This is a genomic window from Marivivens donghaensis (assembly GCF_011806565.1).
Lineage (GTDB): Bacteria > Pseudomonadota > Alphaproteobacteria > Rhodobacterales > Rhodobacteraceae > Marivivens > Marivivens donghaensis_A.
The window spans coordinates 535711-562508 of sequence record NZ_JAATOP010000001.1 but is presented as its reverse complement, the minus strand read 5'-3'; the positions used below and the strand labels follow the sequence as shown (position 1 = coordinate 562508).

21 protein-coding genes, 1 tRNA gene and 1 pseudogene are annotated in these 26798 nt (G+C 61.1%); 12 read left to right on the top strand and 11 right to left on the bottom strand.

Going from position 1 to position 26798, the window contains the following annotated elements; all coding sequences use genetic code 11:
* The first annotated feature begins 45 nt into the window (after nt 1-45).
* From glgB to HCZ30_RS02720, 5 genes are read left to right on the top strand one after another with little or no spacing between them, the layout of a single operon-like run.
* Nucleotides 46-2235, top strand: coding sequence for a 1,4-alpha-glucan branching protein GlgB (glgB, locus tag HCZ30_RS02740; RefSeq protein WP_167636222.1), 2190 nt, complete (start codon nt 46-48; stop codon nt 2233-2235).
* Nucleotides 2236-2259: 24 nt separating this feature from the next.
* Complete coding sequence (gene glgC, locus HCZ30_RS02735; RefSeq protein ID WP_167636263.1) at nt 2260-3516, top strand: glucose-1-phosphate adenylyltransferase; 1257 nt, start codon at nt 2260-2262, stop codon at nt 3514-3516.
* A complete protein-coding gene (gene glgA, locus HCZ30_RS02730; RefSeq protein ID WP_167636221.1) occupies nt 3513-4943 on the top strand; it encodes a glycogen synthase GlgA in 1431 nt (476 codons plus the stop codon). The genes glgC and glgA overlap by 4 nt, the downstream gene beginning before the upstream one ends.
* Nucleotides 4940-7024: a glycogen debranching protein GlgX gene (gene glgX / locus HCZ30_RS02725; RefSeq protein ID WP_167636220.1), complete on the top strand. Its 2085-nt coding sequence runs from the start codon at nt 4940-4942 to the stop codon at nt 7022-7024. The genes glgA and glgX overlap by 4 nt, the downstream gene beginning before the upstream one ends.
* Nucleotides 7025-7037: 13 nt before the next feature.
* Nucleotides 7038-8669, top strand: a complete 1632-nt coding sequence (locus tag HCZ30_RS02720) for an alpha-D-glucose phosphate-specific phosphoglucomutase (protein WP_167636219.1) — start codon at nt 7038-7040, stop codon at nt 8667-8669.
* On the opposite strand, the gene HCZ30_RS02715 is transcribed toward HCZ30_RS02720, so the two are convergent.
* Both HCZ30_RS02715 and HCZ30_RS02710 read right to left on the bottom strand, forming a co-directional pair.
* Nucleotides 8662-8955, bottom strand: coding sequence for a hypothetical protein (locus HCZ30_RS02715; RefSeq protein WP_167636218.1), 294 nt, complete (start codon nt 8953-8955; stop codon nt 8662-8664). The two genes, HCZ30_RS02720 and HCZ30_RS02715, sit on opposite strands and share 8 nt — an antisense overlap.
* Nucleotides 8956-9103: 148 nt before the next feature.
* Nucleotides 9104-9316: a hypothetical protein gene (locus HCZ30_RS02710; RefSeq protein ID WP_167636217.1), complete on the bottom strand. Its 213-nt coding sequence runs from the start codon at nt 9314-9316 to the stop codon at nt 9104-9106.
* Nucleotides 9317-9701: 385 nt separating this feature from the next.
* Between HCZ30_RS02710 and HCZ30_RS02705 the strand changes: the two genes are divergently transcribed.
* The 3 genes from HCZ30_RS02705 to HCZ30_RS02695 all read left to right on the top strand — a co-directional run bounded on the left by HCZ30_RS02705 (nt 9702) and on the right by HCZ30_RS02695 (nt 14151).
* The gene (locus tag HCZ30_RS02705) at nt 9702-10586 is read left to right on the top strand and encodes an MBL fold metallo-hydrolase (protein ID WP_167636216.1); all 885 of its coding nucleotides are present in this window, start codon (nt 9702-9704) and stop codon (nt 10584-10586) included.
* A gap of 45 nt (nt 10587-10631) precedes the next feature.
* Nucleotides 10632-12308, top strand: a complete 1677-nt coding sequence (locus HCZ30_RS02700) for a bifunctional protein tyrosine phosphatase family protein/NAD(P)/FAD-dependent oxidoreductase (protein ID WP_167636215.1) — start codon at nt 10632-10634, stop codon at nt 12306-12308.
* A gap of 94 nt (nt 12309-12402) precedes the next feature.
* Nucleotides 12403-14151 (top strand): SulP family inorganic anion transporter, encoded by a 1749-nt coding sequence (locus HCZ30_RS02695; protein ID WP_167636214.1) that lies wholly within the window; start codon nt 12403-12405, stop codon nt 14149-14151.
* 49 nt (nt 14152-14200) lie between these two features.
* Here HCZ30_RS02695 and ispG read toward each other — a convergent pair whose 3' ends face one another.
* From ispG to hemA, 3 genes are all read right to left on the bottom strand, one after another.
* Nucleotides 14201-15319, bottom strand: coding sequence for a flavodoxin-dependent (E)-4-hydroxy-3-methylbut-2-enyl-diphosphate synthase (gene ispG, locus HCZ30_RS02690; protein WP_167636213.1), 1119 nt, complete (start codon nt 15317-15319; stop codon nt 14201-14203).
* 73 nt (nt 15320-15392) lie between these two features.
* Nucleotides 15393-16604 (bottom strand): helix-turn-helix domain-containing protein, encoded by a 1212-nt coding sequence (locus HCZ30_RS02685; RefSeq protein WP_167636212.1) that lies wholly within the window; start codon nt 16602-16604, stop codon nt 15393-15395.
* A gap of 120 nt (nt 16605-16724) precedes the next feature.
* Nucleotides 16725-17948 carry a 5-aminolevulinate synthase gene (gene hemA / locus HCZ30_RS02680; protein ID WP_167636211.1) on the bottom strand — a complete coding sequence of 408 codons (1224 nt, stop codon included), beginning with the start codon at nt 17946-17948 and terminating at the stop codon, nt 16725-16727.
* A 185-nt stretch (nt 17949-18133) separates the two neighbouring features.
* Here hemA and HCZ30_RS02675 point away from each other — a divergent pair, with 185 nt between their 5' ends.
* From HCZ30_RS02675 to HCZ30_RS02660, 4 genes and pseudogenes are all read left to right on the top strand, one after another.
* Complete coding sequence (locus tag HCZ30_RS02675; RefSeq protein WP_167636210.1) at nt 18134-19507, top strand: M20/M25/M40 family metallo-hydrolase; 1374 nt, start codon at nt 18134-18136, stop codon at nt 19505-19507.
* A 202-nt stretch (nt 19508-19709) separates the two neighbouring features.
* Nucleotides 19710-21260 (top strand): FGGY-family carbohydrate kinase, encoded by a 1551-nt coding sequence (locus HCZ30_RS02670; RefSeq protein WP_167636209.1) that lies wholly within the window; start codon nt 19710-19712, stop codon nt 21258-21260.
* Nucleotides 21261-21302: 42 nt separating this feature from the next.
* Nucleotides 21303-22061 (top strand): annotated as a pseudogene (locus tag HCZ30_RS16585) (SDR family NAD(P)-dependent oxidoreductase).
* 111 nt (nt 22062-22172) lie between these two features.
* Nucleotides 22173-22511, top strand: a complete 339-nt coding sequence (locus HCZ30_RS02660; protein ID WP_167636208.1) for a hypothetical protein — start codon at nt 22173-22175, stop codon at nt 22509-22511.
* Between the two features lie 2 nt (nt 22512-22513).
* Here HCZ30_RS02660 and HCZ30_RS02655 read toward each other — a convergent pair whose 3' ends face one another.
* The 6 genes from HCZ30_RS02655 to HCZ30_RS02630 form a co-directional block, all read right to left on the bottom strand.
* Nucleotides 22514-23260 carry a LamB/YcsF family protein gene (locus tag HCZ30_RS02655; protein WP_167636207.1) on the bottom strand — a complete coding sequence of 249 codons (747 nt, stop codon included), beginning with the start codon at nt 23258-23260 and terminating at the stop codon, nt 22514-22516.
* Nucleotides 23251-24237: a biotin-dependent carboxyltransferase family protein gene (locus tag HCZ30_RS02650; RefSeq protein WP_167636206.1), complete on the bottom strand. Its 987-nt coding sequence runs from the start codon at nt 24235-24237 to the stop codon at nt 23251-23253. Before HCZ30_RS02650 ends, HCZ30_RS02655 begins: the two co-directional genes overlap by 10 nt.
* A complete protein-coding gene (locus HCZ30_RS02645; protein ID WP_167636205.1) occupies nt 24234-24932 on the bottom strand; it encodes a 5-oxoprolinase subunit B family protein in 699 nt (232 codons plus the stop codon). Before HCZ30_RS02645 ends, HCZ30_RS02650 begins: the two co-directional genes overlap by 4 nt.
* Before the next feature lie 68 nt (nt 24933-25000).
* A tRNA-Leu gene (locus tag HCZ30_RS02640) sits at nt 25001-25084 on the bottom strand.
* Between the two features lie 65 nt (nt 25085-25149).
* Nucleotides 25150-25641 (bottom strand): Lrp/AsnC ligand binding domain-containing protein, encoded by a 492-nt coding sequence (locus tag HCZ30_RS02635; protein WP_167636204.1) that lies wholly within the window; start codon nt 25639-25641, stop codon nt 25150-25152.
* A gap of 224 nt (nt 25642-25865) precedes the next feature.
* Entirely contained in the window at nt 25866-26663 is a 798-nt protein-coding gene (locus tag HCZ30_RS02630; RefSeq protein WP_167636203.1) for an inositol monophosphatase family protein, read from the bottom strand.
* Between the last annotated feature and the right edge of the window lie 135 nt (nt 26664-26798).

Below are 26798 nucleotides of genomic sequence, written 5' to 3'. Positions count from 1 at the left end.
AGGATAATATGTTGCCGTCACGGAAATCCACCATAGACTTGGGGCATGACGGCTGAACCATTTCTGTCGGGCGAGATTCTCGACGCGTTGAACTCCGGCCACTGTGCCGACAACTTCCAATATCTCGGCCCTCGGGGCCGAGGCCCGGACCGTTATGTTACCGCTATCGCTCCTGACACGGCATCGCTCGACGCACTCGTCGACGGCCAAGTCTATCCGTTGGAGCGACTGGGCGGCGGCGTATACGGCGGCAAGGTCCCTGGCGACGCGCGGTACAAACTGCGCGCCGACGATGGCTTCGGCAACCGCTGGGAATATGACGATGCCTATAGCTTCGGGCCGGTGTTGTCGGGCGAGGACGATTACTACTTTGGCGAGGGCAAACACCGCCGCCTGTGGAAGATCCTCGGCGCGCACACCATCGTCCACGAATATGTCGAAGGCACCCACTTCGCCGTGTGGGCCCCGAACGCCAAGCGCGTGTCGATCATTGGCGACTTCAACAACTGGGACAACCGCCGCCATGTGCTCCGCCGTCGTGGCAATTCCGGCGTGTGGGAGATTTTCATCCCCGCCGCGCACGACGGCCAGCGGTATAAATACGATATCATCGGCGCGGAAGGCGAACGCCATCTGAAGGCAGACCCCGTCGGCTTTGGCGCGCAGCACGCGCCCGAAACCGCGAGCATCATCCGTGACCTTGGCGGCTACGGCTGGCGCGACGCGGGCTGGATGGAAACCCGCGCCGAGGCGCAGAACCGCAACGCGCCGATTTCGATCTACGAGGTCCACCTCGGATCGTGGCGCCGCGTGGTCGACGACGGCAACCGCCCCCTGTCCTACAAGGAAGCCGCTGAGCAACTGGTCGGCTATGTCAAGGACCTGGGCTTTACCCATATCGAGTTCCTGCCGCTCTCCGAATATCCGTTCGAAGGCTCGTGGGGCTATCAGCCGGTGGGCATGTACGCTCCGACCATTCGTTTCGGCCCGCCGCATGAATTCCGCGATCTGGTCGACGCCGCGCACACTGCGGGCATTGGCATCATCATCGACTGGGTGCCTGCGCACTTCCCCACCGACCCCCATGGATTGGCGAAATTCGACGGCACGTCGCTCTACGAGCACGCCGATCCGAAGGAAGGCTTCCATCAAGACTGGAACACGCTGATCTACAACTACGGTCGGCGCGAGGTGTCCAACTACCTGATTTCGAACGCGCTTTACTGGCTCGAAGAATACCACATCGACGGCCTGCGCGTGGATGCGGTCGCGTCGATGCTATACCGCGACTATTCCCGCCGTGACGGTGAATGGATACCAAACAAGGACGGTGGCCGCGAAAATTACGAGGCCATCGACATGCTGCGCCACATGAACTCCGTCACCTATGGCGAGTTCGCGGGCATCATGACCGTGGCCGAGGAAAGCACGTCATTCCCCAAAGTCTCCGCCCCCGTCGACCACGGCGGTCTGGGCTTCGGCTTCAAGTGGAACATGGGCTGGATGAACGACACGCTGCGGTACATGGAGCTCGACCCCGTCCACCGCAAACACCATCACAGCCTGATGACGTTCGGTCTGCACTACGCCTATTCGGAGAACTTTGTGCTGCCGATCAGCCACGATGAAGTCGTCCACGGCAAAGGCTCGATGATCGAAAAGATGCCGGGCGACGAGTGGCAGAAATTCGCGAACCTGCGCGCCTATTACGGCTTCATGTGGACCCATCCGGGCAAGAAGCTCATGTTCATGGGCAACGAATTTGCGCAGTGGCGCGAGTGGAACCATGATCGCCAGCTCGACTGGGATCTTCTGGGTGATCACAAGCACGCGGGCATCCAGAACCTCGTACGTGACTTGAACAATCTCTATCAGGGCACGCCGGCGCTGCATGTGAACGACAGCTCGCCCGAGGGCTTCGACTGGGTCGATGGCGGCAACACCGAGCAATCGGTGTTCACCTATCTGCGTCGCGGCAATACCGATGACGCGGTCGCACTGGTCGCGCTGAACATGACACCCATCGAACGCGGAGACTACCGCATCGGTGTGCCGTCGGGCGGTTTCTGGCGCGAAGCCATGAACACCGACAGCGAGCGTTATGGCGGCGCGAACGTCGGGAACTTCGGCGGCGTCGAGGCCGAGGACATTTCCGCGCACGGCCACCAGCACTCTATTCGGGTCACGTTACCCGCATTGTCAGCGGTGATTTTTGTCGCCGGAAATAACGAATAAATTTGGGAGGAATAATTGGATAACCTGAATCAACGCCGCCTATCGCAGCGCTCGATGGCCTTCATTCTGGCCGGTGGCCGCGGTAGCCGCCTCCACGAACTTACCGATAGCCGCGTGAAGCCTGCAGTGTATTTCGGCGGCAAGACCCGCATCATCGACTTTGCCCTGTCGAACGCGATGAACTCCGGTATTCGAAAGGTGGCTCTAGCGACCCAGTACAAGGCGCACAGCCTGATCCGTCACGTCCAGCGCGGCTGGAACTTCTTCCGTGCGGAGCGCAACGAATTCCTCGACATCCTGCCTGCCTCGCAGCGTATGGACGAAAGCATGTGGTATCGCGGCACCGCCGACGCCGTCGCGCAGAACGTGGATATCGTGGACAGCTACGACGTCGATTACATCGTGATCCTCGCGGGCGACCACATCTACAAAATGGACTACGAGCTGATGATCCGTCAGCACGTGGAGACCAACGCGGACGTGACTATCGGCTGTCTGACCGTCCCGCGCATGGAGGCCACCGCCTTCGGCGTGATGGCCACCAACGACCAAGGCCAGATCACGTCGTTCCTCGAAAAGCCCAAAGACCCGCCCGCAACGCCCGAGGACCCGAACCTCGCGCTGGCGTCGATGGGCATCTACGTCTTCTCGTGGAAATTCCTGCGCGAGCTGCTGAAGGCCGACGCCGTCGATCCGAACTCCAGCCACGACTTCGGCAACGACCTCATCCCCGAGATCGTAAAGAACGGTAAGGCGATGGCGCACCGCTTTGACGAAAGCTGCGTTCGCCACGAAGGCGCCCCCGCCTACTGGAAAGACGTCGGCACCGTCGATGCGTTCTGGGAAGCCAACATCGACCTCACCAGCTTCACCCCCGAACTGGATCTCTGGGACCGCGACTGGCCGATCTGGACCTATTCGGAAAGCGTCCCGCCGGCGAAATTCATCCACGATGAAAAGGACCGCCGCGGCGTCGCAATTTCGTCGATGGTGTCGGGCGGCTGTATCATTTCGGGAACCGAGGTGCGCAACTCGCTGCTCTTTACCGAAGTGCACACCAATTCCTATGCTGTGCTCGATCACTCGGTGGTTCTGCCCTACGCAGTGATTAATCGTTCAGCAAGACTACGCAAAGTTGTCATCGATCGCGGTGTAATCATCCCCGAAGGACTCGTCGTTGGCGAGGATCCCGAAGAAGATGCGAAGTGGTTCCGCGTCACGCCGAAAGGCACGACGCTCATCACGCAATCGATGCTGGATAAGCGAGAAGCAAGTCTATGACACAAGTCCTTTCGGTCGTTTCCGAGTGCGCGCCGCTGGTGAAAACCGGCGGCTTGGCCGACGTAGCGGGGGCTTTGCCCATCGCGCTAGAGCAGGAGGGCGTCCGGATGCGGACGCTGATGCCGCTCTATCCGCAGGTCAAATCGCGTGCCGAGGGCGCCCGAAAGGTTCTTTCGTTCGATGATCTCATGGGCGGTCCCGCCCGTGTGCTCGCGGCCAAGGTCGAGGGGCTGGACCTCTTGCTGCTCGACGCGCCGCACCTTTATGACCGCGAGGGGAACATCTACCTCGGCCCTGACGGACGCGACTGGCCGGATAACGCCGAACGTTTCGCCGCTCTGGGCCGTGCGGCCGCCGTCATTGCGGCCGAGGGGGTAAATGGCTGGCGGCCCGACGTTCTGCACGGCCACGACTGGCAGGCGGGTCTGATGACCGAATACCTGTACCAGATGGGCCTGAGCGATAAAGTCGGCACGGTGATGACCATTCACAACATGGCATTCCACGGCCTCGCCCCTGCCGAGAAGATCGGCACGCTGGGCCTCGATTCCGAGCGGTTCACGTCCGAAGGCTATGAATTCTGGGGCCAGATCGCCGCGCTGAAGGCGGGCCTCATTAACGCGGACAAGCTCACCACCGTGTCTCCGACCTACGCCGAAGAACTGATGACCGAACACTTCGGCTTCGGCCTTGATGGTGTGATGCGGTATCGCCGCGATGACCTAGTGGGTATCCTCAACGGGATCGACGATAAGGCGTGGGATCCGAAGACCGACATCAACATCCCGCCCTACAAAACCCCGCGCGGGAAAAAGCGCGCGAAGGCCGCGCTTCAGAAAGAATTCGGGCTGCCGGAAAGCAATGGCCCGCTCTGCGTCGTTGTCTCGCGCCTGACCGAGCAGAAGGGCCTCGACCTGCTGCTTGAAGCCATGCCGACCCTGACCGCGCGCGGCGGCCAGCTTGCGCTGCTGGGGTCGGGCGATGCGGGCCTTGAACAGGCCTACCGCGAGCTTGCCAACCACGAGAACGTCGGCGTGCGCATCGGTTATGACGAAACGCTATCCCACCGCTTGATCGCGGGCGGTGACGCGATCCTCGTGCCCTCCCGTTTCGAACCGTGCGGTCTCACGCAGCTTTATGGTCTGCGATATGGTACAATCCCCTGCGTGGCGCTCACCGGCGGGCTTGCGGATACGGTGATCAACGCATCTCCGGCGGCGCTGGCGGCCAAGGTGGCGACTGGCGTGCAGTTCAGCCCGATCACGACCGAAGCGCTCCGGAACGCGATCAACCGTCTCTGCGATCTTTATCAGGACGCGGCGACATGGGAAAAAATGCAGAAGAACGCGATGGCCCAACCCGTTGGCTGGGGCCCATCCGCCGCGAAATACGCGGCACTATATAAGGACGTGCTGGCACTGAAATGAGCAGCAATATCGCTATCCGCGCGGGTCACCCCTTCCCGCTCGGCGCTACATTCGACGGGGACGGCGTCAACTTTGCGGTCTTTTCGCAGTATGCGACCCGCATGACGCTTTGCCTGTTCGATGATGAAGGGCACGAAGTCCTTCTGGTCGATCTTCCCGAACGCGACGGCCACGTCTGGCACGGCTACTTCCCCGGCATGCGTCCGGGACAGAAGTATGGCTTCCGCGCGCATGGCCCCTACCGCCCCGACGAAGGCCACCGCTTCAACCACCACAAGCTGCTGCTCGATCCCTACGCCAAGAAGCTGAGCGGGCATCCGATCTGGAACGATGCGCTTTTTGGCTACGACGTGAATTCGAATGCGCTTGACCTGTCCAAGGACGAACGGGACAGCGCGCCGTATATGCCCAAGTGCGTTGTGGTCGATCCCGCGTTCAGCTGGGGCCGCGATGCGCCGCCGAAAACGCGCATGTCCGAAACGGTGATCTACGAGGCGCACGTCAAAGGCCTCACCGCCGGTCGCCGCGACATTCCGCACGCAGGCAAGTTCCTCGCGATGGCGTCGGACGAGATGCTCGATCACCTCACCGACCTTGGCATTACTGCGGTCGAATTGCTGCCGGTCCATACGTCGCTCAACGAACGGTTCCTGATCAAAAAGGGCCTGACAAATTACTGGGGCTACATGACCTACGGGTTCTTCGCCCCCGATCCGCGCTTCATGTCTTACGGCGATATAGCAGAGTTCCAGCAGATGGTGGCCCGTTTCCACTCCGCCGGGATCGAGGTGATCCTCGACGTGGTTTACAACCACACCGCCGAGGGCAACCAGATGGGCCCGACGCTGTCGTTCCGCGGTCTGGACAACGCCAGCTACTACCGCCTCGCCGAAAGCCCGCGCTATTACATCGACGATACGGGCACCGGCAACAGCATCAACATGGACCACCCGTTCGCGCTGCGTCTGGTGATGGACTCGCTGCGGTATTGGGTCGAGGTGATGCACGTCGACGGTTTCCGCTTTGACCTTTGCACCACGCTGGGCCGCACGCGCGGCGAGTTTGACCGCGACGGACCGATCTTCCGCGCGATCCGTCAGGACCCTTTACTCAATCAGGTCAAGCTCATCGCAGAACCGTGGGACATCGGTCCGGGCGGCTATCAGCTTGGCAGCTATCCGGCGCCGTTCCATGAATGGAATGACAAATATCGCGACCAGATCCGCAGCGTGTGGCGCGGCGATGGCGGCATGATCAACAAACTGGCCAGCCGCGTGTCGGGCAGCGCCATCCGTTTCGACCACGACGGGCGCCCTGCCACGTCCTCGGTCAACTTCTTGACGGCGCATGACGGTTTCACGCTGATGGACACCGTCAGCTACAATGAAAAGCACAACGAGCAGAACGGCGAGAACAACAACGACGGTCACTCGCACAACTGTTCGGACAATTGCGGCGTCGAAGGTCACACCGACGACAAGGCGATCATTGCAACCCGCGCCGCCCGCCGCCGCGCGATGATGGCGACGCTGCTGCTGAGCCAAGGCACCCCGATGATCCTCGCGGGTGACGAAATCGGCAACTCGCAGCAGGGTAACAACAACGCCTATTGTCAGGATAACCCCATCGGCTGGGTCGATTGGAACGAGCCCGATCGCGAGTTCTATGCCTTCGTCAAAAAGGCCATCGCCTTCCGCCGGTCGGAGCCCATCTTGGGCCAGTCCCGTTTCCTCCATTCCCGCACCCGACTGGTTGACGGGGTGCCGGATATCTTCTGGCGCAAATCCGACGGCACGCTGATGGAGGATGCCGACTGGGCCGACCCCGAGCTGAAGCTCATCGCTGTAGAGATGCGCATGGCCTCCGGCACGCCGGAATATGTGGTGCGCGAAGGCGCTGTTTTCGCCGTCTTCAACATGGGTGCGGAGACCGAAGTCGCCCTGCCCGAAGCGCCGCAAAATATGCGCTGGCGCGCCGCGCTCGACACCGGCCATCCCGAGATGCCGTCCCGCTATGCGATGGCGGTCGAAACCATTTGTGCGCAGTCTGTTTCTGCGTTTGCTCTCGAACGTATTGATTAACCAAGGAAGTATTATGGAACCCATTTTGGTCGACACCCAACCGATTGACGGTCAGAAACCCGGCACCAGCGGCCTGCGCAAAAAGACGAAGGTCTTCATGCAGCCGCACTACCTTGAGAATTACGTCCAGTCGATTTTCGACGGGATCGGCGGCGTGCAGGGCAAAACGCTCGTGGTCGGCGGCGATGGTCGTTACTTCAACGACAGCGCGATCCAGACGATCCTGCGCATGGCCGCGGCCAATGGCGCGTCGAAGTGCATCGTCGGTCAGGGCGGCATCTGTTCGACCCCTGCCGCGTCGAACCTGATCCGCAAGAACGGCACCGACGGCGGCCTGATCCTGTCGGCCTCGCATAACCCCGGCGGTCCGGATGAGGACTTCGGTTTGAAATACAACGGCCCGAACGGTGGTCCGGCGGCCGAGCATGTTACGGACAAGATCTTCGACCGCACCAAAGAGATCGTCCAATACAAGACGCTCGACACTGCGGACATCGACCTTGGTGCGATCGGCACCACGAAGGTCGGCGACATGACCGTCGAGATCATTGACCCCGTGGCCGACTATGCCGAACTGATGGAGAAGCTCTTTGACTTCGACGCCATCGCAAAACTGTTCGCGGGCGGCTTCACCATGCGGTTCGACGCGATGCACGCCGTGACCGGCCCCTATGCCAAAGCGATCCTCGAAGGTCGCCTCGGCGCGGCTGAGGGCACCGTGGTCAATGCGACGCCCCTGCCCGACTTCGGCGGCGGTCACCCCGACCCGAACCCGATCTGGGCCAAGGGACTGATGGACCTGATGATGGGCGATGATGCGCCCGACTTTGGCGCAGCTTCCGACGGTGACGGCGACCGCAACATGATCGTCGGCAAAGGCCAGTATGTGACCCCGTCCGACAGCCTCGCCGTGCTGGCCGCTCAGGCGACCGTCGCTCCGGCTTATGCGGATGGCCTCGCAGGTGTGGCGCGTTCTATGCCGACCTCCGGCGCGGTCGACCGCGTGGCCGAAAAGAAGGGCATCGAGTGTTTCGAGACCCCGACCGGCTGGAAGTTCTTCGGCAACCTGCTCGACGCGGGTCGTGCGACGCTCTGCGGTGAGGAAAGCGCAGGCACCGGCTCAAACCACGTGCGCGAAAAGGATGGCCTCTGGGCTGTACTGCTGTGGCTCAACATCCTCGCGGCGACGGGCAAGTCGGTCAAAGAGATCATGGCCGATCACTGGGCTGAATACGGTCGCAATTACTACAGTCGCCACGACTACGAGGACGTGGAAGCCGAGAAGGCCAATGCGCTGATGGACGGCCTGCGTGCCCGCTTCGAAGAGCTACCCGGCCAGACCTACGGCCCGCTCACCATCGCGACGGCGGACGAATTTGCTTATGACGATCCGGTCGACGGCAGCCGCGCGACCAAGCAGGGCATTCGCATCGGCTTTACCTCGGGCGGCCGCGTTGTGTTCCGCCTGTCGGGCACTGGCACCGTCGGCGCGACGATCCGCGTTTATCTGGAAGAGTACGAGACCGATCAGTCGAAGCTGCACCGCGATGCACAAGAGGCGCTCGCGCCGATCATTGCGGCAGCAGACGAGATTGCAGGTATCGTGAAGAATACGGGCCGCGAGGCTCCGAATGTGATTACGTAACGAGGCTCAGCGAAGGGCGGCGTTGTTCCTGAACCGGAGGCTGGATCATCTCGGCCTCCACCTCGACAACCAGCGCGGCTTCTTCGGCAGAGATCGTCGGGCGTTTTTGCGCATCACCGATAGCGGACACGTTGAGGAGCGCCTGTGAGAACGGGCGCTTTCCCGTATTCGGGCGGAAATCGTAGTTCATCACGCGGATCGACGGCGCAGGGGTGCGACCGATTTTGACTTGCCAGAAATGGAAGCCGGTTTTGCCCATCGAAACTTTGAGGCCTTTTTTACGCATGGCACCCTCCTCGGATTTCTTAGGCCCAAGGATATATCGAAATGCACTATTGGGTAGTCACTAACCCTTCGTATACATGCGTTTTGTCCATGTGTGTCCAACAGAACAACAGTTTTCCACGTATGGATGAGCGCTTGGCGCGGCCCGCTCAACCCTCACTTTCGGAGTTCGCGTGTTCCGTGCGGAAGACCCAGAACAGCATGTATGCCGCGTAAATGCCGATCGCACCGAAGAGCAGCGCCCACATTTCGTCATCCCGCGACAGCTCAAACAAGGCCCAGCCGAGCGGCAGGATGACAACGAGGATACGGCGCCAGAGCGGCTTGAACCACGGGTGGTGAACGTCGATCAGCTTAATCACGGGGCGTCTTCCTCTATCGATAGACGTGCAGAATAGCCGTCTTTGAGTGAGGCGCAATGCGCGACTCGGTCAAAGGAATTCCAAGCGCCGAACGCTCGAATGACGCGCCCAGAGGTTGCGCTTACCCCGTGTCAGATCGCCCTACTCGATCGGGTAGTGCAGACCGTAACCCCTTGGAAAAACTGCCCTTTGGGACGTTTGAGTGATCTCACACACCAATACATATTCATTTTTTTGAAGATTTTATCTGGCTTTTGCAATGCTTCCGTTGACACAATCAAAGTATGGGAGCATATACATTTCAACATCGCAATGTTTTCAGGTATAGACCTGATAGGCTGCGAAGTCTTTCTTAGAGCGCAAGCTCGCACGAGGAGTACCGAAAATGACAAATTACCCCGTCAACATGGATATCACCCCGGACGTCAAAGCTTTCTTCGACGAAGCGACATGGACCATCTCGTATGTGGTCAAGGATCCGGAAACCAAGAAGTGTGCCGTCGTCGACTCGGTCATGGACATTGATTACGCCGCAGGCCGTATCACGTACGATTCGGCTGACGAGATCATCAAGTACATCGAAGACGAAGGTCTGGAGCTGGAGTGGCTGATCGAAACCCACGTCCACGCCGACCACCTCTCGGCTGCGCCGTACATCCAGAAAAAACTGGGCGGCAAGATCGGTATCGGCGAGCACATCAAGACCGTTCAGGACGTTTTCGGCAAAGTCTTCAACGAAGGCACCGAATTCCAGCGTGACGGCTCGCAGTTCGACAAGCTGTTCCAGGACGGCGACGAATACATGGTCGGCAACATGAAGTGTTTCGCCATGCACACGCCGGGTCACACGCCTGCTTGCATGGTCCACACGATGGGCAACGCCTCGTTCGTCGGCGACACCCTGTTCATGCCGGACGGTGGCTCGGCCCGCGCCGACTTCCCGGGTGGCGACGCAGGCATCCTGTTCGACTCGATCCAGAAAGTGCTGGAACTGCCGGTCGATATGCGCCTCTTCATGTGTCACGACTACGGCCCGAACGGTCGTGACATCCAGTGGGAAACCACCGTCGGCGACGAGAAGACCCACAACATCCACGTTGGTGAAGGCAAGACGAAAGAAGAGTTCGTCAAGTTCCGCACCGAGCGTGATGCGCAGCTCGCCATGCCGCGTCTAATTATCCCCTCGCTCCAAGTGAACATGCGCGCGGGTGAAGTGCCGACCGACAAGGACGGCAACCCGATGCTGAAGGTTCCGGTCAACGGCCTCTAAGGCCGGACCGACCTCGCAAAAAAATAAACAAGGAGAGGAGATATCATGGACATCAAGACCATCAGCAAACGCCTGAGCGTAACGCCGCAGATCACTGCCGCCGACGTTCCGGCAATCGCCGAAGCGGGCTTCCGCGCGATCATCTGCAACCGTCCCGACGGTGAAGGCGCGGACCAGCCGACGTTTGAAGAGATCGAAACCGCAGCTAAAGCGGCCGGTCTCGAGACCCTCTACCTGCCCATCGTCTCGGGCAAGGTTGGCGATGACGACGCTGAGAAGTTCGGCGATGCCCTTGATACCCTCCCTGGTCCGGTGCTGGCCTACTGCCGCACCGGCACCCGCTCCGCGACGCTGTGGTCGCTGAGCCAAGCGAACAAGCTGTCGACCTCGGATATCCTCGCCACCACCAAGGCGGCTGGCTACAACATGGGCGGCGTTGTCCGCCGCATCGTCAACGGCGGCAAGACCCCGACCAACACCACCGACGCCTCGTATGAAGTCGTCATCGTCGGTGCCGGTGCAGGCGGTATCTCGGTCGCGGCCTCGCTGAAGGCCCGCAAACCGAACCTCCAGATCGCGATCATCGATCCGGCGGATATCCACTACTACCAGCCGGGCTGGACGCTCGTCGGTGGCGGTGTGTTCCACCCCGAAGAAACCTCCAAGACGATGGGCAGCCTGATCCCCCGTGATATTACGTGGATCAAAGCCGCCGTCGCCGCGTTCGAACCGAAAGACAACGTCGTCATCCTCGATGGCTGCCGCACCGTGGGCTACAAGCGCCTGATCGTTGCGCCGGGTCTTAAGCTGAACTGGAACGGCATCGAAGGTCTTGTCGAAACGCTCGGAAGAAACGGTGTGACCTCGAACTACCGCTATGACCTTGCGCCCTACACGTGGAAGCTGGTCAGCGAAATGAAAGAGGGCAAGGCGATCTTCACCCAGCCGCCGATGCCGATCAAGTGCGCTGGCGCGCCGCAGAAGGCGATGTATCTGTCCGGCGACCATTGGTACCGCAACGGCACCCTCAAGGACATCGACATCCAGTTCATGAACGCTGGCGGTGTGCTGTTCGGCGTGAAGGAATACGTGCCCGCCCTCGAGAAATACATCGAGAAGTACGACGCGACCCTCAACTTCTTCCATAACCTCAAGTCGATCGACGGCGAGGCGAAGAAGGCGACCTTTACCGTGGCCAAGCCGGACACCGAAAAGACCGAAGTCACCGTCGACTTCGACATGATCCACGTCGTGCCGCCGCAGGTCGCCCCTGACTTCATCCGCGTCTCTCCGCTGGCCGATGCTGCCGGCTGGGTCGACGTCGACCAGTCCACCCTGCGTCACAAGACCTATGAAAACATCTGGTCGCTGGGTGACGTGATGAACGCGCCGAACGCAAAGACCGCCGCTGCGGCCCGTGTTCAGGCGCCTGTCGTGGCCGAGAACGTCTGCGCCGATATCGACGGCAAGTCCGCCGCTGTGCAGTACAACGGTTACGGCTCCTGCCCGCTCACCGTCGAGCGCGGCAAGATCGTCCTCGCCGAGTTCGGCTACGGCGGCAAGCTCCTCCCGAGCTTCCCCAAGTTCCTGCTCGACGGGACCAAGCCGACCCGCGCGGCATGGTGGCTCAAAGAGACCGCGCTGCCGCCGGTCTACTGGAAAGCCATGCTTCGCGGTCGCGAATGGATGGTCAAACCCGAAGCGATTTCGGCCAATTCGTGACCCATATCTGCCCGGTGTCCATGCCGGGCAGCACCTTGGCGGGGTTCCCACATAGCTCCGCCACCTTTTTCTTTTTCCTCGGTTCGAGGCACCAATGAACTTCTCCTCTCTCTCCCGCTATCTGCCGATCCTCCAATGGGGTCGCACCTATAACCGCGATGCGCTGTCGAACGACCTGATCGCCGCCGTGATCGTGACGATCATGCTCGTGCCGCAGTCGCTGGCCTACGCGCTGCTCGCCGGTCTGCCGCCCGAAGCCGGTATCTACGCCTCCATCGTGCCGATTATGCTCTATGCGGTCTTCGGCACCTCGCGTTCGCTGGCTGTCGGCCCCGTGGCCGTCGTCTCGCTCATGACCGCTGCTGCTATCGGCAACATCGCCGAAAGCGGCACGATGGGTTACGCCACAGCGGCCCTGTCGCTCGCGTTCCTGTCGGGCGTCATGCTGTTGGCCCTCGGCCTGCTGAAGCTCGGCTTTATCGCCAACTTCCTGTCGCACCCTGTGATCGCAGGTTTCATCACCGCTTCCGGCATCCTGATCGCAGGCAGCCAGATCGGCCACATCCTCGGCATCAACCTGTCGGGCCACACCCTGCCCCACATGATTGAGAGCCTGTTCCACAACATTTCCGGCCTCAATTTCATCACGCTGATCCTAGGTGTTGCTGCGACCGTGTTCCTGTTCTGGGTTCGCAAGGGTCTGAAGCCGCTGCTGCTGTCGAAGGGCCTCAAGCCGCGCATGGCCGACATCCTGACCAAAGCCGGTCCGGTCGCTGCCGTCGTCGCGACCACCGTTGTCACTTGGGCGCTTGGTCTGAATGACTGGGGCGTCAAGATCGTCGGTTCCGTTCCGCAGAGCCTGCCGCCCTTCACCATGCCAGACCTGTCGCCCACCGTGATTGGCCAGCTGTTCGTTCCTGCCCTTCTGATCTCGATCATCGGCTTCGTTGAATCGATCTCGGTTGCCCAGACGCTCGCCGCGAAGAAGCGTCAGCGCATCGTGCCGGATCAGGAACTCATCGGCCTTGGCGCTGCCAACATCGGCGCTGCCTTCACCGGCGGCTATCCGGTCACCGGCGGCTTTGCCCGCTCGGTCGTGAACTTCGACGCAGGTGCCGAAACGCCCGCTGCCGGTGCCTTTACCGCTGTCGGTCTGGCCATTGCCGCTGTCGCGCTCACCCCGCTGCTGTATTTCCTCCCGAAGGCAACGCTGGCGGCGACCATCATCGTTGCGGTTCTGAGCCTCGTCGATTTCTCGATCCTCAAGCGCTCGTGGGGCTACTCGCGTCAGGACTTCTTTGCCGTCGCGACCACGATTGCCCTGACCCTGCTGTTCGGTGTCGAGGTCGGTGTTTCGGCAGGTGTCGGCCTCTCGGTCATCCTGTTCCTGCTCAAGACCTCACGTCCGCACATTGCAGAAGTCGGACTCGTTGCAGGCACCGAGCACTTCCGCAACATCCGCCGCCACACGGTCATCACCGATCCTTCGCTGGTCACGATCCGCGTCGACGAAAGCCTCTACTTCGCCAATGCGCGTTTCCTCGAAGACTTCATCTATGACCGTATCCAGCCGGATTGCGGCGTGAAGAACCTCGTTCTGATGATGTCGGCAGTGAACGCCATCGACTTCTCGGCGCTGGAAAGCCTCGAAGCGATCAACGAGCGACTCAAGGCGAACAACATCAAGCTGCACATGTCCGAGGTCAAAGGCCCCGTTATGGACAAGCTGCAAACCTCGCACTTCCTGCACGAACTGACGGGCGAGATCTTCCTGTCGCAGTTCGATGCGATGGAGAAACTGGCGCCGAAATCGACGCCGCCAGCGGCAGAAGCAGCTGAATAACAAAAAACGGGGGCCGACTGGCCCCCGTTTTCGTTTCAGTGTTCAGGTCTTATTCGGTCGCGTTCGCCGCTTCGATCTCGGCGGCCTTCTTTTCGACCTGCTCGACGATGTGTTCGATCATGCCATCGTTGCCGAGCTTGTGGCTCTGCTTGCCCGCCAGATAGACCATGCCCGACCCTGCACCGCCGCCGGTAAAGCCGACATCGGTCATCAGCGCCTCACCCGGACCGTTCACCACGCAGCCGATGATCGAAAGACTCATCGGCGTCTTGATGTGTTGGAGACGGTCTTCGAGGATCTCGACAGTCTTGATCACGTCAAAGCCCTGACGCGCGCAGCTCGGGCAGGAGATGATGTTCACGCCGCGGTGGCGCAGGCCGAGCGACTTGAGGATTTCGTAACCGACCTTCACCTCTTCGACAGGATCGGCCGAAAGGCTGACGCGCAGCGTGTCCCCGATCCCCATCCACAGCAGGTTGCCCATGCCGATAGCCGACTTGATCGTGCCCGACATCAGACCGCCCGCTTCGGTGATCCCAAGGTGGATCGGCGCGTCAGTCGCGTCCGCTAGCATCTGGTAGGCCGCAGCCGCCATGAAAACGTCCGAGGCTTTGCAGCTGATCTTAAATTCGTGGAAGTCATTGTCCTGAAGGATCTTGATGTGGTCGAGGCCGCTTTCCACCATCGCGTCGGGGGTCGGCTCGCCGTATTTGTCCAGCAGGTGACGTTCGAGCGAGCCAGCATTCACGCCGATACGGATCGAACAGCCGTGGTCCTTCGCGGCCTTGATGACCTCTTTGACGCGCTTTTCGTCACCGATGTTGCCGGGATTGATGCGCAGACAGGCCGCGCCATTCTCGGCAGCCTCGATAGCGCGCTTATAGTGGAAGTGGATGTCCGCCACGATCGGCACGGGGCTTTCGCGGCAAATCTCTTTCAGCGCCATGCTCGATTCAACATCGGGCGCCGAGACACGCACGATGTCCGCGCCAGCTTCGGCAGCGCGCATCACCTGATCCAGCGTCGCTTTGACGTCGTGGGTCAGCGTGTTGGTCATCGTCTGCACGGAGATCGGCGCGTCGCCACCCACCGGCACGTTGCCAACCATGATCTGGCGGGACTTGCGGCGGTCGATATTACGCCAGGGACGGATGGGATTGTGCGACATGCGAAACCTCGATTGCAGCTTGCGTCCTAACTAAAGCGCAAGCTGCCAACAGGCAACGGGCCGCGAGGCAAAGTTATTGTGACGTCGTCTCTGCCTCGGCCACACGAACAAAGTCCGCGAGGTCGGCATCGGCATTCAGATCAGCGACCTGAAGCGATTGGGCAAGCTGATCGGTTGCCAGCGGGAGATTCGATGTCACCTTACCGCTTTCGCCGACCGGACCGTAGTGCGTGCCGTTGATCGCAAAATACATCGCACCGGATTCGCCGACGCGCAGCGTTGCGGGATCTTCGGTCTGCGGCACCTCATAGGTGTCGCCAGCATTCATAATGCCTTCGAAAATTACGGTGCCGTTAGCGGCAGTCACGCGGACCCAAGCCGGACGCACAGCAACCATCGCGAGCTGCGGTGCGGGCGGCTCTGTGACCTGAACGCCGCTCGGCGCGAGGGTTTCGGTAGCCGCTTCGGTCGCGTCGGCAATGACGGGTGCGGCCTCGACCTCGGGCGCAAGGGTGCCCATGGTGGCCGGATTGAGCGAGGAAATCGGACCGTCGCGCGCGATCAGCACGGGCATATCAAGCGCCTGCGGACGGTACATACGGTCAAGGGTATCGTTGTTCGGGGTCTCGAACGCGGCCATCGAGGTGCCGGCATCGAGCGAGGTGCCCGCGCGTTCGGCAGCGACACCGGCGAGCGGATCGAGGTCTGCGACGACGATGGGGGTATTCTCGACCGGTGCGAACTGGACCTTCTGCACTTCTTGCAGGACCGTCCAACCGCCATAGCCCAGACCGCAGATCAGCGCAGCCAGCACCAGAACCGAACCGATAGCACCCGGTTCGATACGCGACAGCATACCCTCGCCCGCCGGAATGAACGGGGTCGACGGCGAGTCGAACATATCGTTGCTGGACTTGAAGCTTCGCTCTTCGCGCTCCGGCTTTTTAGCCGATGCAGCGGGCGACATGCCGTGCGCGGTGGTGAAACCGCTTTCGGCGCAGAATTTATCGAAGGCTTGCTCGGGGTCCATGTTGAGGTAGCGCGCATAGGAACGCACATAACCTGCGATGAAACCGGGGGTATCGAATGCCGACGGATCGGCGTTTTCGATTGCGGCAATGTAGGCAGCTTTGATCTTGAGTTCGCGCTGGACGTCCAAAAGGCTCTTGCCCATGGTCGCACGCTCACCGCGCATGAGGTCACCCAAGCGCAGTTCGAAACCATCGAACCCTTTGACTTCAGTCTCTTCGACTGCCGGCTTCCGCCTGAAGCTCTTCCCGATCATTAGGCCGTCCCACCGCCTCAAAACACATGGCGCCCATCCCGAGTATCCCGATTCGAGTTCAACTAGACGCCTTGATGCCAAGTAACATACACGACATCTTCACGCACCCGCAGAAAAATTTTACCCCGCCATTTCGGCACGATTTAGCGCACAATGGGACCACAGATTGTCCATAGCGCCTACGAGGTGGTCAATTTCTTGTGGTCCATGCACCGGCGACGGAGTGAAACGAAGACGCTCCGTCCCACGGGGAACTGTCGGAAAGTTGATCGGCTGGACGTAGATTCCGAACTCCTTCAGCAACATGTCCGACAACTTCTTGGTGTGGACGGGGTCGCCGACAATGACCGGAACGATGTGCGAGCCGTGGTCGATGATCGGCAGACCAAGGCCCTTGAGGCGCAGTTTCAGGACTTTTGCACGCTCCTGATGGAGGTCACGTAGGGCCTGATCCTGCTTGAGATGCGCGACCGACGCCGCTGCACCCGCAGCAACAGCCGGCGGGATCGAGGTGGTGAAGATGAAACCGGGGGCATAGGAGCGCACGGCGTCGCACATCTTGGCCGAGGCGGCGATATAGCCACCATGGACACCGAAAGCCTTGCCCAGAGTGCCGTTGATGATGTCGATGCGGTCCAGCAGGCCGTCACGCTCGGCAACGCCGCCACCGCGGGGGCCGTACATGCCGACAGCGTGGACTTCATCGAGGTAGGTCAGCGCACCGAATTCCTCGGCGAGGTCGCACAGTTCCTTGATCGGACCGAAGTCGCCGTCCATCGAGTAGACAGACTCGAACGCGATCAGCTTCGGCGCGGCGGGATCGTCCGCTTCGAGCTTGGCGCGCAGATCGGCAAGGTCATTGTGCTTGAAGACGCGCTTGGCACCACCGTTGCGGCGAATGCCCTCGATCATCGACGCGTGGTTCAGCTCGTCCGAATAGATGATGAGACCGGGGAACAGTTTCGGCAGCGTCGAGAGGGTCGCGTCGTTGGCGATGTAGGCGCTGGTGAACAGAAGTGCCGCTTCTTTCTGGTGAAGGTCGGCCAGCTCTGCTTCGAGGCGCTTGTGGTAAACGGTCGTGCCCGAGATGTTGCGCGTACCGCCCGATCCTGCGCCAGTGGCGTCCAGCGCTTCGTGCATTGCCGCCAGAACGACGGGATGTTGGCCCATGCCCAGATAGTCGTTCCCGCACCATACGGTGATCGGCTGCTCGCTTCCGTCTTCCTTGCGCCATACGGCGTGCGGGAACTGGCCCTTCTGGCGCTCGATATCGATGAATGTACGATACCGGCCTTCCTCATGGAGTTTACCAATGGCGGAATCGAGTTGGGCTTCGTAGTTCAAGAGAGCATCCTTCACGTCAGGGCAGCGCTAACGCGCTAACGGCAGGTTGGGGGGTCTTTATAGACTCTCGTAATGCGGAACAATACGCTACCTTTGGCTCCCCCAGTCACATTTTCGCACAGAACCGCCTCTAGACACCCGATTTTACAGGATTAGTGTCCGATCGGAAACTCAAAGGAGAGCAAATGTCCCTTACTCCAGTTCTCACCCGTATCGACACGGACCTCGACGGTGCGTTGGACCGCCTGATGGAATTGCTCCGTATTCCATCGATCAGCACCGACCCTGCCTACAAGCAGGAATGTGCAAAAGCGGCCGACTGGCTGGTCGAGGATCTCAAATCCATCGGCTTTGAAGCATCCTCCCGCCCTACCCCCGGTCATCCGATGGTGGTCGCACAAGGCGGCGAAGGCGGCACGCACGTGCTGTTTTACGGCCACTACGACGTGCAGCCCGCCGACCCGCTGGAACTGTGGAACCGCGACCCGTTCGACCCCGCCATCGAAGACACCGCGAACGGCAAAGTCATCCGCGCTCGTGGTTCGTCCGACGACAAAGGCCAGCTGATGACCTTCGTCGAAGCTTGCCGCGCGTGGGTTGCAGAGCATGGCAAGCTTCCGTGCAAGATCACCATTTTCTTCGAAGGTGAGGAAGAGTCCGGCTCGCCGTCGCTGATCCCGTTCCTCAAGGAACACGCGGACGAGCTGAAAGCCGACGTTGCGCTGATCTGCGATACCGACCTGTTCGACTATGACACGCCCGCGATCACCACGATGCTGCGCGGCCTGCTCGGTCAGGAAGTCACGATCACCGGGCCGTCCAAGGACCTTCATTCGGGCATGTACGGCGGCCCCGCGATCAACCCGATCCGTGTGCTGACGAAGATCTGCGCCAACATGCACGACGAAAACGGCCGCATCACGGTGCCCGATTTCTATGACGGCGTGCCGGAGCTGTCTGACGAGCTGCTTGGCCAGTGGGACGCGCTCGGCTTCGACGCCAAGAGCTTTCTGAAAGAGGTCGGCCTCGACACGCCCGCGGGCGAGACGGACAAGTCGGTACTGGAGCAGATCTGGGCCCGTCCGACCGCAGAGTTCAACGGCATCACTGGCGGCTACACAGGCGACGGATTTAAAACCGTGCTGCCCTCGCAAGCTTCGGCCAAGATCAGCTTCCGCCTCGTCGGAACGCAGGACCCGCTAAAAATCCGCGAGAATTTCCAGAACTGGGTCAAAGAGCAGCTGCCGCCGGATTGCTCGGTCACGTTCAAGGATCATGGCGCAGGTCCGGCGTCCGTCATGGCAACCAGCAACCCCGCGTTCGAAAAGGCGCGCCTCGCGCTCACCGACGAATGGCCGAACGCTGCGGCCTTCACCGGCTCGGGCGGGTCGATCCCTGTGGCTGGCTACTTCAAGACCATCCTTGATATGGACGCCATGCTGATCGGCTTCGCGCTGGAGGACGACTCCATCCACTCACCGAACGAAAAGTACGACGTGCGCAGCTTCCACAAGGGCATCCGCAGCTGGGCCCGCATCCTGTCGGAACTCAGCGCGTAGCGGCAACCAAGAACGATGACCGGCGGGTTCGCCGGTCATCTCTCGCCGCGAGCCATTTTGGCGAAATATCTGGCTAACTTTCTATAAATAGTTGCAAATTTAGTCAGACTTATTTTGTCTGCTCCAAATACGGTCGACTAATTTAGCGAAATCGGCGTTATCAAGTCGGCCAAGAGTATTCACGGGCTCCGCAGGCACCAATATGAACGAGTATATTATCGGCCTCGACTACGGCTCCGCCTCCGCGCGCGGCGTGCTGCTGGACATCGCGACGGGCCAAGAGGTCGCGTCCCACGTCCATGACTATCGCCACGGCACGCTGACCAAGAGCCTCCCCGATGGCACACCCCTGCCGCGTAGCTGGGCGCTTCAAGTCGCCGACGATTATCTGGCGGCGGCCCGCGATATCCTCGGACGTATCGGCAACGGCAAGCGTGTGCGCAGCATCGGTTTGGGGTTCACGGCAAGCTCTCCCCTGCCCTGCCGCGCCGACGGCACGCCGCTTGATCGCATCGCGCCCCATGCGCCGCACGCCTACGTCAAGCTCTGGAAACATGGCGCCGCACAGCCGCAGGCCGAACGGATCAGCGCGATGGGCGGGCCGTGGCTTGATAATTTCAACGGCAAGGTCTCGGGCGAGTGGCTCATGGCAAAGGCCGCGCAGATCGCCGAGGAAGCGCCCGATATATGGGCTCAAACCGACAGGTTCATCGAAGGAGGCGACTGGCTGGTCTGGCAACTGACCGGCGTCCAAGCGCGGGGCCTCGGCTTTGCCGCCTACAAAGCGCAATTCCAGGACGGGCGCGGCTATCCCGATGTTGGCATCCCAGGCATGGCCGCGCGCCTGACCGATCCGCTACCAGTCGGCTCACCCGCCGGAGACCTCACGGACGAATGGCTGGCTGACGCCGGCATCATCGGCCCATGCACCGTTGCGGTCGCGGTCATCGACTCCCATGTCGTACTGCCAGCAGTCGGCGCGGCGAGCGCAGGCACCTTTGTCGCCGCGCTTGGCACTTCTGCCGGCGCAATGATGATTGACGACCAGCCTCCGCGCCTGCCCAAAGGCATCGAGGGCGTGGCATTCAACGGCGCGTTGCGCGACCTGTGGTGCTACGAGGCCGGTCAGGCGAGTTTCGGCGATACGCTAGCATGGTTCGTCGAAGCGTTTCCGAACGGCAGCACGCCAGCCGAGAGCTTCGCTAATTACGAGGCAGAGGCGCGCCAAATCCCTGCGGGCGCGAACCGCCTTTTGGCGCTCGACTGGTGGAACGGCAACCGCGTCCCGCACGCCCGCTCGGACCTAAGCGGCATGATCCTCGGGCTGAATATGCAGACGACCTCCGTCGACGTTTATCGCGCGCTAATCGAGGCGCTTTGCTACGGGATGCGCCTCATGCACGACCTCTTTGCCGACGGCGGCTTCGAAATAGGGCAAGTCATCATGACCAGCGGTCTTGCGTCCCGAAATGCTTTGCTCATCCAGACGATGGCCGATGTGCTAGGCCGCGAGATCATCGTGCCCGAGATTGCCAACGCGACCGCCGTCGGCGCGGCCATCCACGGGGCGGTCGCATCGGCGATCGTCAGCGACTACGCGGACGGGGCCGCCCGTTTCGGGGCGCGCAGTAGCCGCAAAGTGACGCCTGACATGACCGCTCACGCGACCTACGACCAGCTTTTCCAGAGCTACCGCGCGCTGGTCGCTGATCCTGTGCTGCAAGGCACCATGCGAAAACTTCGGGAAATTTGACGGTTCGCCAGCGGTTTTGCTGCGCGAATAAGTGGGGATTTAATGTTCAAAGAATTGCCGGATTTTACCGGCAAAGGGTCGTTTATCACGGGCGGCGGGCGCGGCATCGGGCTTTGCTCTGCGCGGGCGCTGGCCGAAGCAGGCGCGAACGTCACGATCAGCGACCACAACGAAGACCTACTGCAAGAGGGGCTGTCGTTCCTGCGCGGGCTGGGTTTCGAGGTCTATGGCTATGCGCTCGACGTGGCCGACCAACCCGCGACCGAAGCGCTGGCCGACAGGCTTGACACCTTCGACGTGCTGATTGCCAACGCTGGCATCGCTTGGCCGGATACGGCGGCCGAGGACCTTTCGCCCGAAGCGTGGCGCCGTCTGATGGCCATCGATCTCGACGGTGCGTTCTGGACATGCCAGAGCTTCGGCAAGCGGATGATCGGTCGCGGCTGAGCCATCGTCACGGTGGGGTCCATGTCGGGCCTGATCTCCAACAAGCCCCAGCGGCAGGTGCATTACAACGCGGCCAAAGCGGGCCTCCACCACCTCACGCAATCGCTCGCGGGCGAATGGGCCGAGCATGGGATCAGGGTCAACGCTGTCGCGCCGACCTATGTGAACACGCCGATGTCCAACATCTCGGCCAAGAACCCCGAGCTCTACGACGTCTGGATGGAAGGCACGCCGATGCGCCGCATGGTCGAGCCGGAGGAAGTCGCCGCGGCGATCACCTTCCTCGCTTCCCGCGCCGCCTCCGGCATTACCGGCACCGTGCTAAAGGTCGACGCCGGTTACACCATCTGGTGATTGAGAGACCGCGCAGGCCCCGCCGCTATACTGATGGGCCGCTGTCAATCGTCTGCTTGGAACGGCTGATCACTGGTAGTCTTCGCTTCGACGTGAGGAGAGGAGACCGCAATGCAACGCCTGCTCGGACTGGTCATATTCGCCGGCTGCCTCATCGCAGCCATGCAATTCAGCGGCGGCTTCGGACCGTTTTCGGACGTGCCAGCGCTGACCGTCGTGGTCCTGATCGGCGTGTCTGCTGCACTAGCGCCGAAACCGGACCAGACACGGATTGCAGCGTTCGGTGACGGTTGCCTTCGCGGCGGATACATCGGCTTCGTGCTAGGCTTGATCGTGCTGATCGCGCAGTGGGACGGCGATCTGGCGACACTCGGCCCGCCGCTCGCCGTGGCTCTCCTGACATTATTCTGGGGCGCGGTCCTCAGGCATGCGGCCAAACTGGCAGGCTGACGTTACTTTGCGCGCTGGATGACGACGCCTGCCTCGGTGAGGCGGGTGAGCAGCGTGCGCGCCATCTCCAGCGCTTCGGCGGTGTCGCCATGCAGGCAGACGGTGTCAATACGGGTCGGGATATGGGTGCCGGACGCAGAGATGATCGCCCCCGCCTCCAACATCGCAAGCACGCGGCTGGAGGCAAATTCGGCATCGTGGATCACTGCGCCTTCGAGCCTACGGTCCACGAGCGTTGCGTCGTCGTTATAGGCGCGGTCCGCGAAAATCTCTCCGATGAACGACACGCCGAGCTTCTCTGCCGCCGTCTGCTGGGCCGTTGCGGCGATGACCATCAGCTTCATTTCCGGCGCGACCTGCAAGGCGGCGCGGAAAGCGGTTTCGGCAAATGCGACGTCTTCGGTCGCCATATTCGCCATCGCCCCGTGTAGTTTCAGATGATCGAGCCGCGTGCCGAGCCCATCGGCAACCGCTTTTGCCGCACCGACTTGATAACGGATGAGCGAGGCCAGATCTACGGTCCCGAGCGTCATGCGGGTACGGCCGAAATTGGCGCGATCGTCAAACCCGGGGTGGGCGCCGATACCGACGCCGCGCTTCATCGCGGCTTCCATCGTGTCTGCCATGACTTGCGGTGAACCTGCGTGAAGGCCGCAACAGATATTGGCCGAGGTCACCACGTCCAGCAGCAGTGCGTCCTGCCCGATGCCCTCGCCCATGTCTGCGTTTAGATCGACTGTCAGAGCCATTCTTCGTCCCCTCGGATAAACCCGCTCACCAACTGATAAGACAACAGGTCATTCATCGTCGCAGGATCGCGCAAAAGCGGGCTGATTTTACTGCGAAGCGCGGCGACCTGTTGCACGTCGGATTGCCAAAGCGCCTCGGCCTCATCGGTCGAAACCAGTTCGAACCGCAACTCGGCACCCGGTTTTGCTTGCGCAACAATGGGAATATCGCAGGGTAGCACCGTTCCGATACGGGGGTAGCCGCCGATCGTCTGACACTCTGCCAGCAAGACGAAAGGCGCGCCGTTGCCCGTGATCTGGATATCGCCCTCGGTGATGAAATCGGAGACGCGGCTGAGTTGACTGGCATCCAAAGCCACCGTTCCATCGAGGCCAGCCCCCTGCCGATTGCTCCGCGCGGATTTGGTGAACGTTTGGCTGGTGAAGGCCGCAAGTGCCTCCTCGCCAAAGGCGTCGGTCTGCGGCCCCGCCATGAAGCGGACGTTGCCGCCAGCCGTGCGGTCGACAACGTCAAGCAGATCGGACGTCCCGGTGCGGGCGTCGATAAAATGCAGTTCGCACTGTTCGAGATGGCCGCCGATCCCGCCCTTCAAATGGGCGGATTGGCTGCCGATCACTTCGGGCCTGCCCAGCGCCGCGTCGAACGCAACATAGGCGTATCCCTGCCCCGCAGTAATGGTAAGCACCGATCCAGCGGCCAGATTATGGCTGGCGTTCCAACGTAGCGGGTTCCCGTCGGCATTGGCTTTTCGCGGCGCTCCGGTCAGTGCGATCTGGCACCCCTGACCAATGCGGAAAGAGGCACCCGCCCCCGCCAGCTCAATCACCGAAACGCGGCGTTTCAGTAATGCCTCAACTTCCAGCAACGCCAGTCGGTCCACCGCGCCACCACGAGACAAGCCTTGCGCGATCAGGCCCGCACGGCCTTGGTCCTGAATGGTCACGCCGCGACCGGCTCTGAGCACTTCGACGATCATGACAGAACTGCCCCGCCCATCGGTGCATTCAGCAGGCTTTGGAATTCGACCGCCGAGACCGCATCGAACTGCATCAGATCGCCGGGTTTCAACGCGAAGGCTTCGGGCCGATCCATGTCGAAACATCGGAACCCTGTCCGCCCCACCTGCCGCCAACCGGTCGGTGATGGATTGGCGAAAAGCACTAACTGCCGCACGGCGACGGTCAACGCGCCTTGGGGTACTTCGGCGGTGAGGTTGGTTTGGCGCGGAATGTTCCAGTGATCCGGCAACAGCCCCAGATAAGGCTGCCCGGGTGCAAATCCGATCGCCATCACACGCACAGGTTCGGCGCAGAGTTCGGTCACCGCGACACCGGGCGTCACGCCCGCAAGCTCAGCCGCTTCCGCCAACTGGGGCGCATAGTCGCCCGCAAAACAGCACGGTACTTTCCACAGACGCGAGGGCTGCGCTTCAGCCTGCCCTTCGTTTGCCAAAGCAGCCGACACCGTCTGCTCCACCGACGCGCGCCCAACAACCGGGTCGAAACGCACATAGACAGATGTCAGGCCGCCTGCCGCCTCAAGCACTCCACCAAGGCCCGCCGCGACTTCGGCAAACTGCAACGCACGCGCGTTGGTCTCGTCGTCCAACACATCGCCGAAACGGACCAGAAGCCCGTCAACGCCTTGTGGAAATATGCGGGGAGTATTCAATCGCGGACCTCGTTTGACTACAGGAATATCCCGATATCCGAGGCAGGCTCAACTCGAAACAGAGGCGCTGGTACCCGCGGCCGGACTCGAACCGGCACGGCCTAAGCCAAGAGATTTTAAGTCTCCGATGTCTACCATTCCACCACGCGGGCGCCGAGGATTGGCTATCAACTTCGGCGGCATTCGCCAAGAGGAGACCGCGAAAATTCTACTGCTTTTAGATGGTTGCTTCGGTGACGGCGGCGGACACACCTTCTTCCTTGACCGCCTGCATCGCCACGTAGGTCGAAGTGTTGGCAAGGAACGGCAGGGTCGAGATTTTCTCTGCCAGAACGAGGCGATAGGCGGTCATGCTCGACGTGCGCACCTTCAGAAGATAGTCGAACTGGCCCGCGATGAGGTGGCATTGTTCGATTTCGGGGATCTTCATAATCGCTTCGTTGAAGGACGCCAATGCGGCCTCGCGGGTGTCGGTGAGTTTGACCTCGACAAAGGCAACGTGATCGCGGCCCAAACGGATCGGGTCGAACAGCGCGCGGTAGCCGCGGATCATCCCCGTATCTTCGAGGCGCTTCAGGCGCGCCTGCGTCGGTGACTTCGACAGGCCGATCCGGCGGGAAAGTTCGGTGACACTGATGCGCCCTTCGACTGCAACGATATCAAGAATTTTCCGGTCAAACGCATCAAGTTCGGCCACGCGATCGTTCACGACATTCTCCGAGAGATTGGGGGTTTTCTGGATTTCGGGGACTGAAATTGCAGAATGGCCGTTATGTCAAATGTTCTTACCGTGATCACCGGAAAAAGTGCCGAACCTTGCGCATCGCGCACACAAATTAGGCATTCTCTCATCTTTGATTAGGATGATCATGCCCTACAAAGCAAAAAGCGCGCCCGAACGGACGCGCTTTTGAAAATCGTTGCCGAGGGTGATCAGGCAGCCGCGTTGCGGATGACCTTTGCCAGAGCGGGGAAAACGCCCTCGTTTGCGACGATGAGCGAGCGATCTTCGAACACGTCCTTCGCCTCGGTGCGGATCGGCTCGATGAAGGCGCCGGCTTCGCGCGCGATGACCAGACCGGCGGCGATGTCCCATGCGTTCAGACGACGTTCCCAGAAGCCGTCGAAGCGGCCGGCAGCGACATAGCACAGGTCGAGCGACGCGGCGCCAAAACGGCGAACACCAGCGGTCGCGGGCAGAAGCTGCGACAGGTCCTTGAGGGTTTGCGGCAGGTCGGTGCTACCGGCGAACGGCAGGCCAGTTGCGAAGATGCAATCGATCATGCGGTGGCGGGCCGAAACGCGCAGACGGCTTTCGTTCATCCATGCACCGCCGCCCTTTTCAGCGTGGAACAGTTCGTCCTTTACGGGATCGTAGACGACGCCCGCGATGATCTGGCCCTTGTGTTCGAGCGCGATCGAAACAGCCCATTGCGGCAGACCGTGGAGGAAGTTGGTGGTGCCGTCGAGCGGGTCGACGATCCAGCGGCGGGTCGGGTCTTCGCCCTCGATCTCGCCGCCCTCTTCACCGAGGAAACCGTAGGACGGACGGGCCGCCATCAGCTCATCGCGGATGGTCTCTTCGGCGCGGCGGTCGGCGCGGGTCACGAAGTCCGCCGGACCTTTGGAACTGACCTGAAGCTGCTCGACTTCGGTGAAGTCCTTGAGCAATCCACGACCGACCTTGCGGGCAGTCTTGATCATCACGTTCATGTTCGCACTTTGAGCCATCGGGGCCTCCGTTCACGGTCAAGACAGCGCCTATAGAAAAATATCTCCGCGCGGGCAAGGCCGTGCGGAGGGGCTGTAGCATATTTTCTCTGCATTAACCTTTTATTCGCTTTTGTCACCTAGAACTTCCGAAAG

What these genes read in the sequence shown, in the direction of transcription:
- glgB (WP_167636222.1), top strand. Translation starts at nt 46, where the DNA reads ATGACGGCTGAACCATTTCTGTCGGGCGAGATTCTCGACGCGTTGAAC.
- glgA (WP_167636221.1), top strand. Translation starts at nt 3,513, where the DNA reads ATGACACAAGTCCTTTCGGTCGTTTCCGAGTGCGCGCCGCTGGTGAAA.
- glgX (WP_167636220.1), top strand. Translation starts at nt 4,940, where the DNA reads ATGAGCAGCAATATCGCTATCCGCGCGGGTCACCCCTTCCCGCTCGGC.
- HCZ30_RS02720 (WP_167636219.1), top strand. Translation starts at nt 7,038, where the DNA reads ATGGAACCCATTTTGGTCGACACCCAACCGATTGACGGTCAGAAACCC.
- HCZ30_RS02715 (WP_167636218.1), bottom strand. Translation starts at nt 8,955, where the DNA reads ATGCGTAAAAAAGGCCTCAAAGTTTCGATGGGCAAAACCGGCTTCCAT.
- HCZ30_RS02705 (WP_167636216.1), top strand. Translation starts at nt 9,702, where the DNA reads ATGACAAATTACCCCGTCAACATGGATATCACCCCGGACGTCAAAGCT.
- HCZ30_RS02700 (WP_167636215.1), top strand. Translation starts at nt 10,632, where the DNA reads ATGGACATCAAGACCATCAGCAAACGCCTGAGCGTAACGCCGCAGATC.
- HCZ30_RS02695 (WP_167636214.1), top strand. Translation starts at nt 12,403, where the DNA reads ATGAACTTCTCCTCTCTCTCCCGCTATCTGCCGATCCTCCAATGGGGT.
- ispG (WP_167636213.1), bottom strand. Translation starts at nt 15,319, where the DNA reads ATGTCGCACAATCCCATCCGTCCCTGGCGTAATATCGACCGCCGCAAG.
- HCZ30_RS02685 (WP_167636212.1), bottom strand. Translation starts at nt 16,604, where the DNA reads ATGATCGGGAAGAGCTTCAGGCGGAAGCCGGCAGTCGAAGAGACTGAA.
- HCZ30_RS02675 (WP_167636210.1), top strand. Translation starts at nt 18,134, where the DNA reads ATGTCCCTTACTCCAGTTCTCACCCGTATCGACACGGACCTCGACGGT.
- HCZ30_RS02670 (WP_167636209.1), top strand. Translation starts at nt 19,710, where the DNA reads ATGAACGAGTATATTATCGGCCTCGACTACGGCTCCGCCTCCGCGCGC.
- HCZ30_RS02660 (WP_167636208.1), top strand. Translation starts at nt 22,173, where the DNA reads ATGCAACGCCTGCTCGGACTGGTCATATTCGCCGGCTGCCTCATCGCA.
- HCZ30_RS02655 (WP_167636207.1), bottom strand. Translation starts at nt 23,260, where the DNA reads ATGGCTCTGACAGTCGATCTAAACGCAGACATGGGCGAGGGCATCGGG.
- HCZ30_RS02650 (WP_167636206.1), bottom strand. Translation starts at nt 24,237, where the DNA reads ATGATCGTCGAAGTGCTCAGAGCCGGTCGCGGCGTGACCATTCAGGAC.
- HCZ30_RS02630 (WP_167636203.1), bottom strand. Translation starts at nt 26,663, where the DNA reads ATGGCTCAAAGTGCGAACATGAACGTGATGATCAAGACTGCCCGCAAG.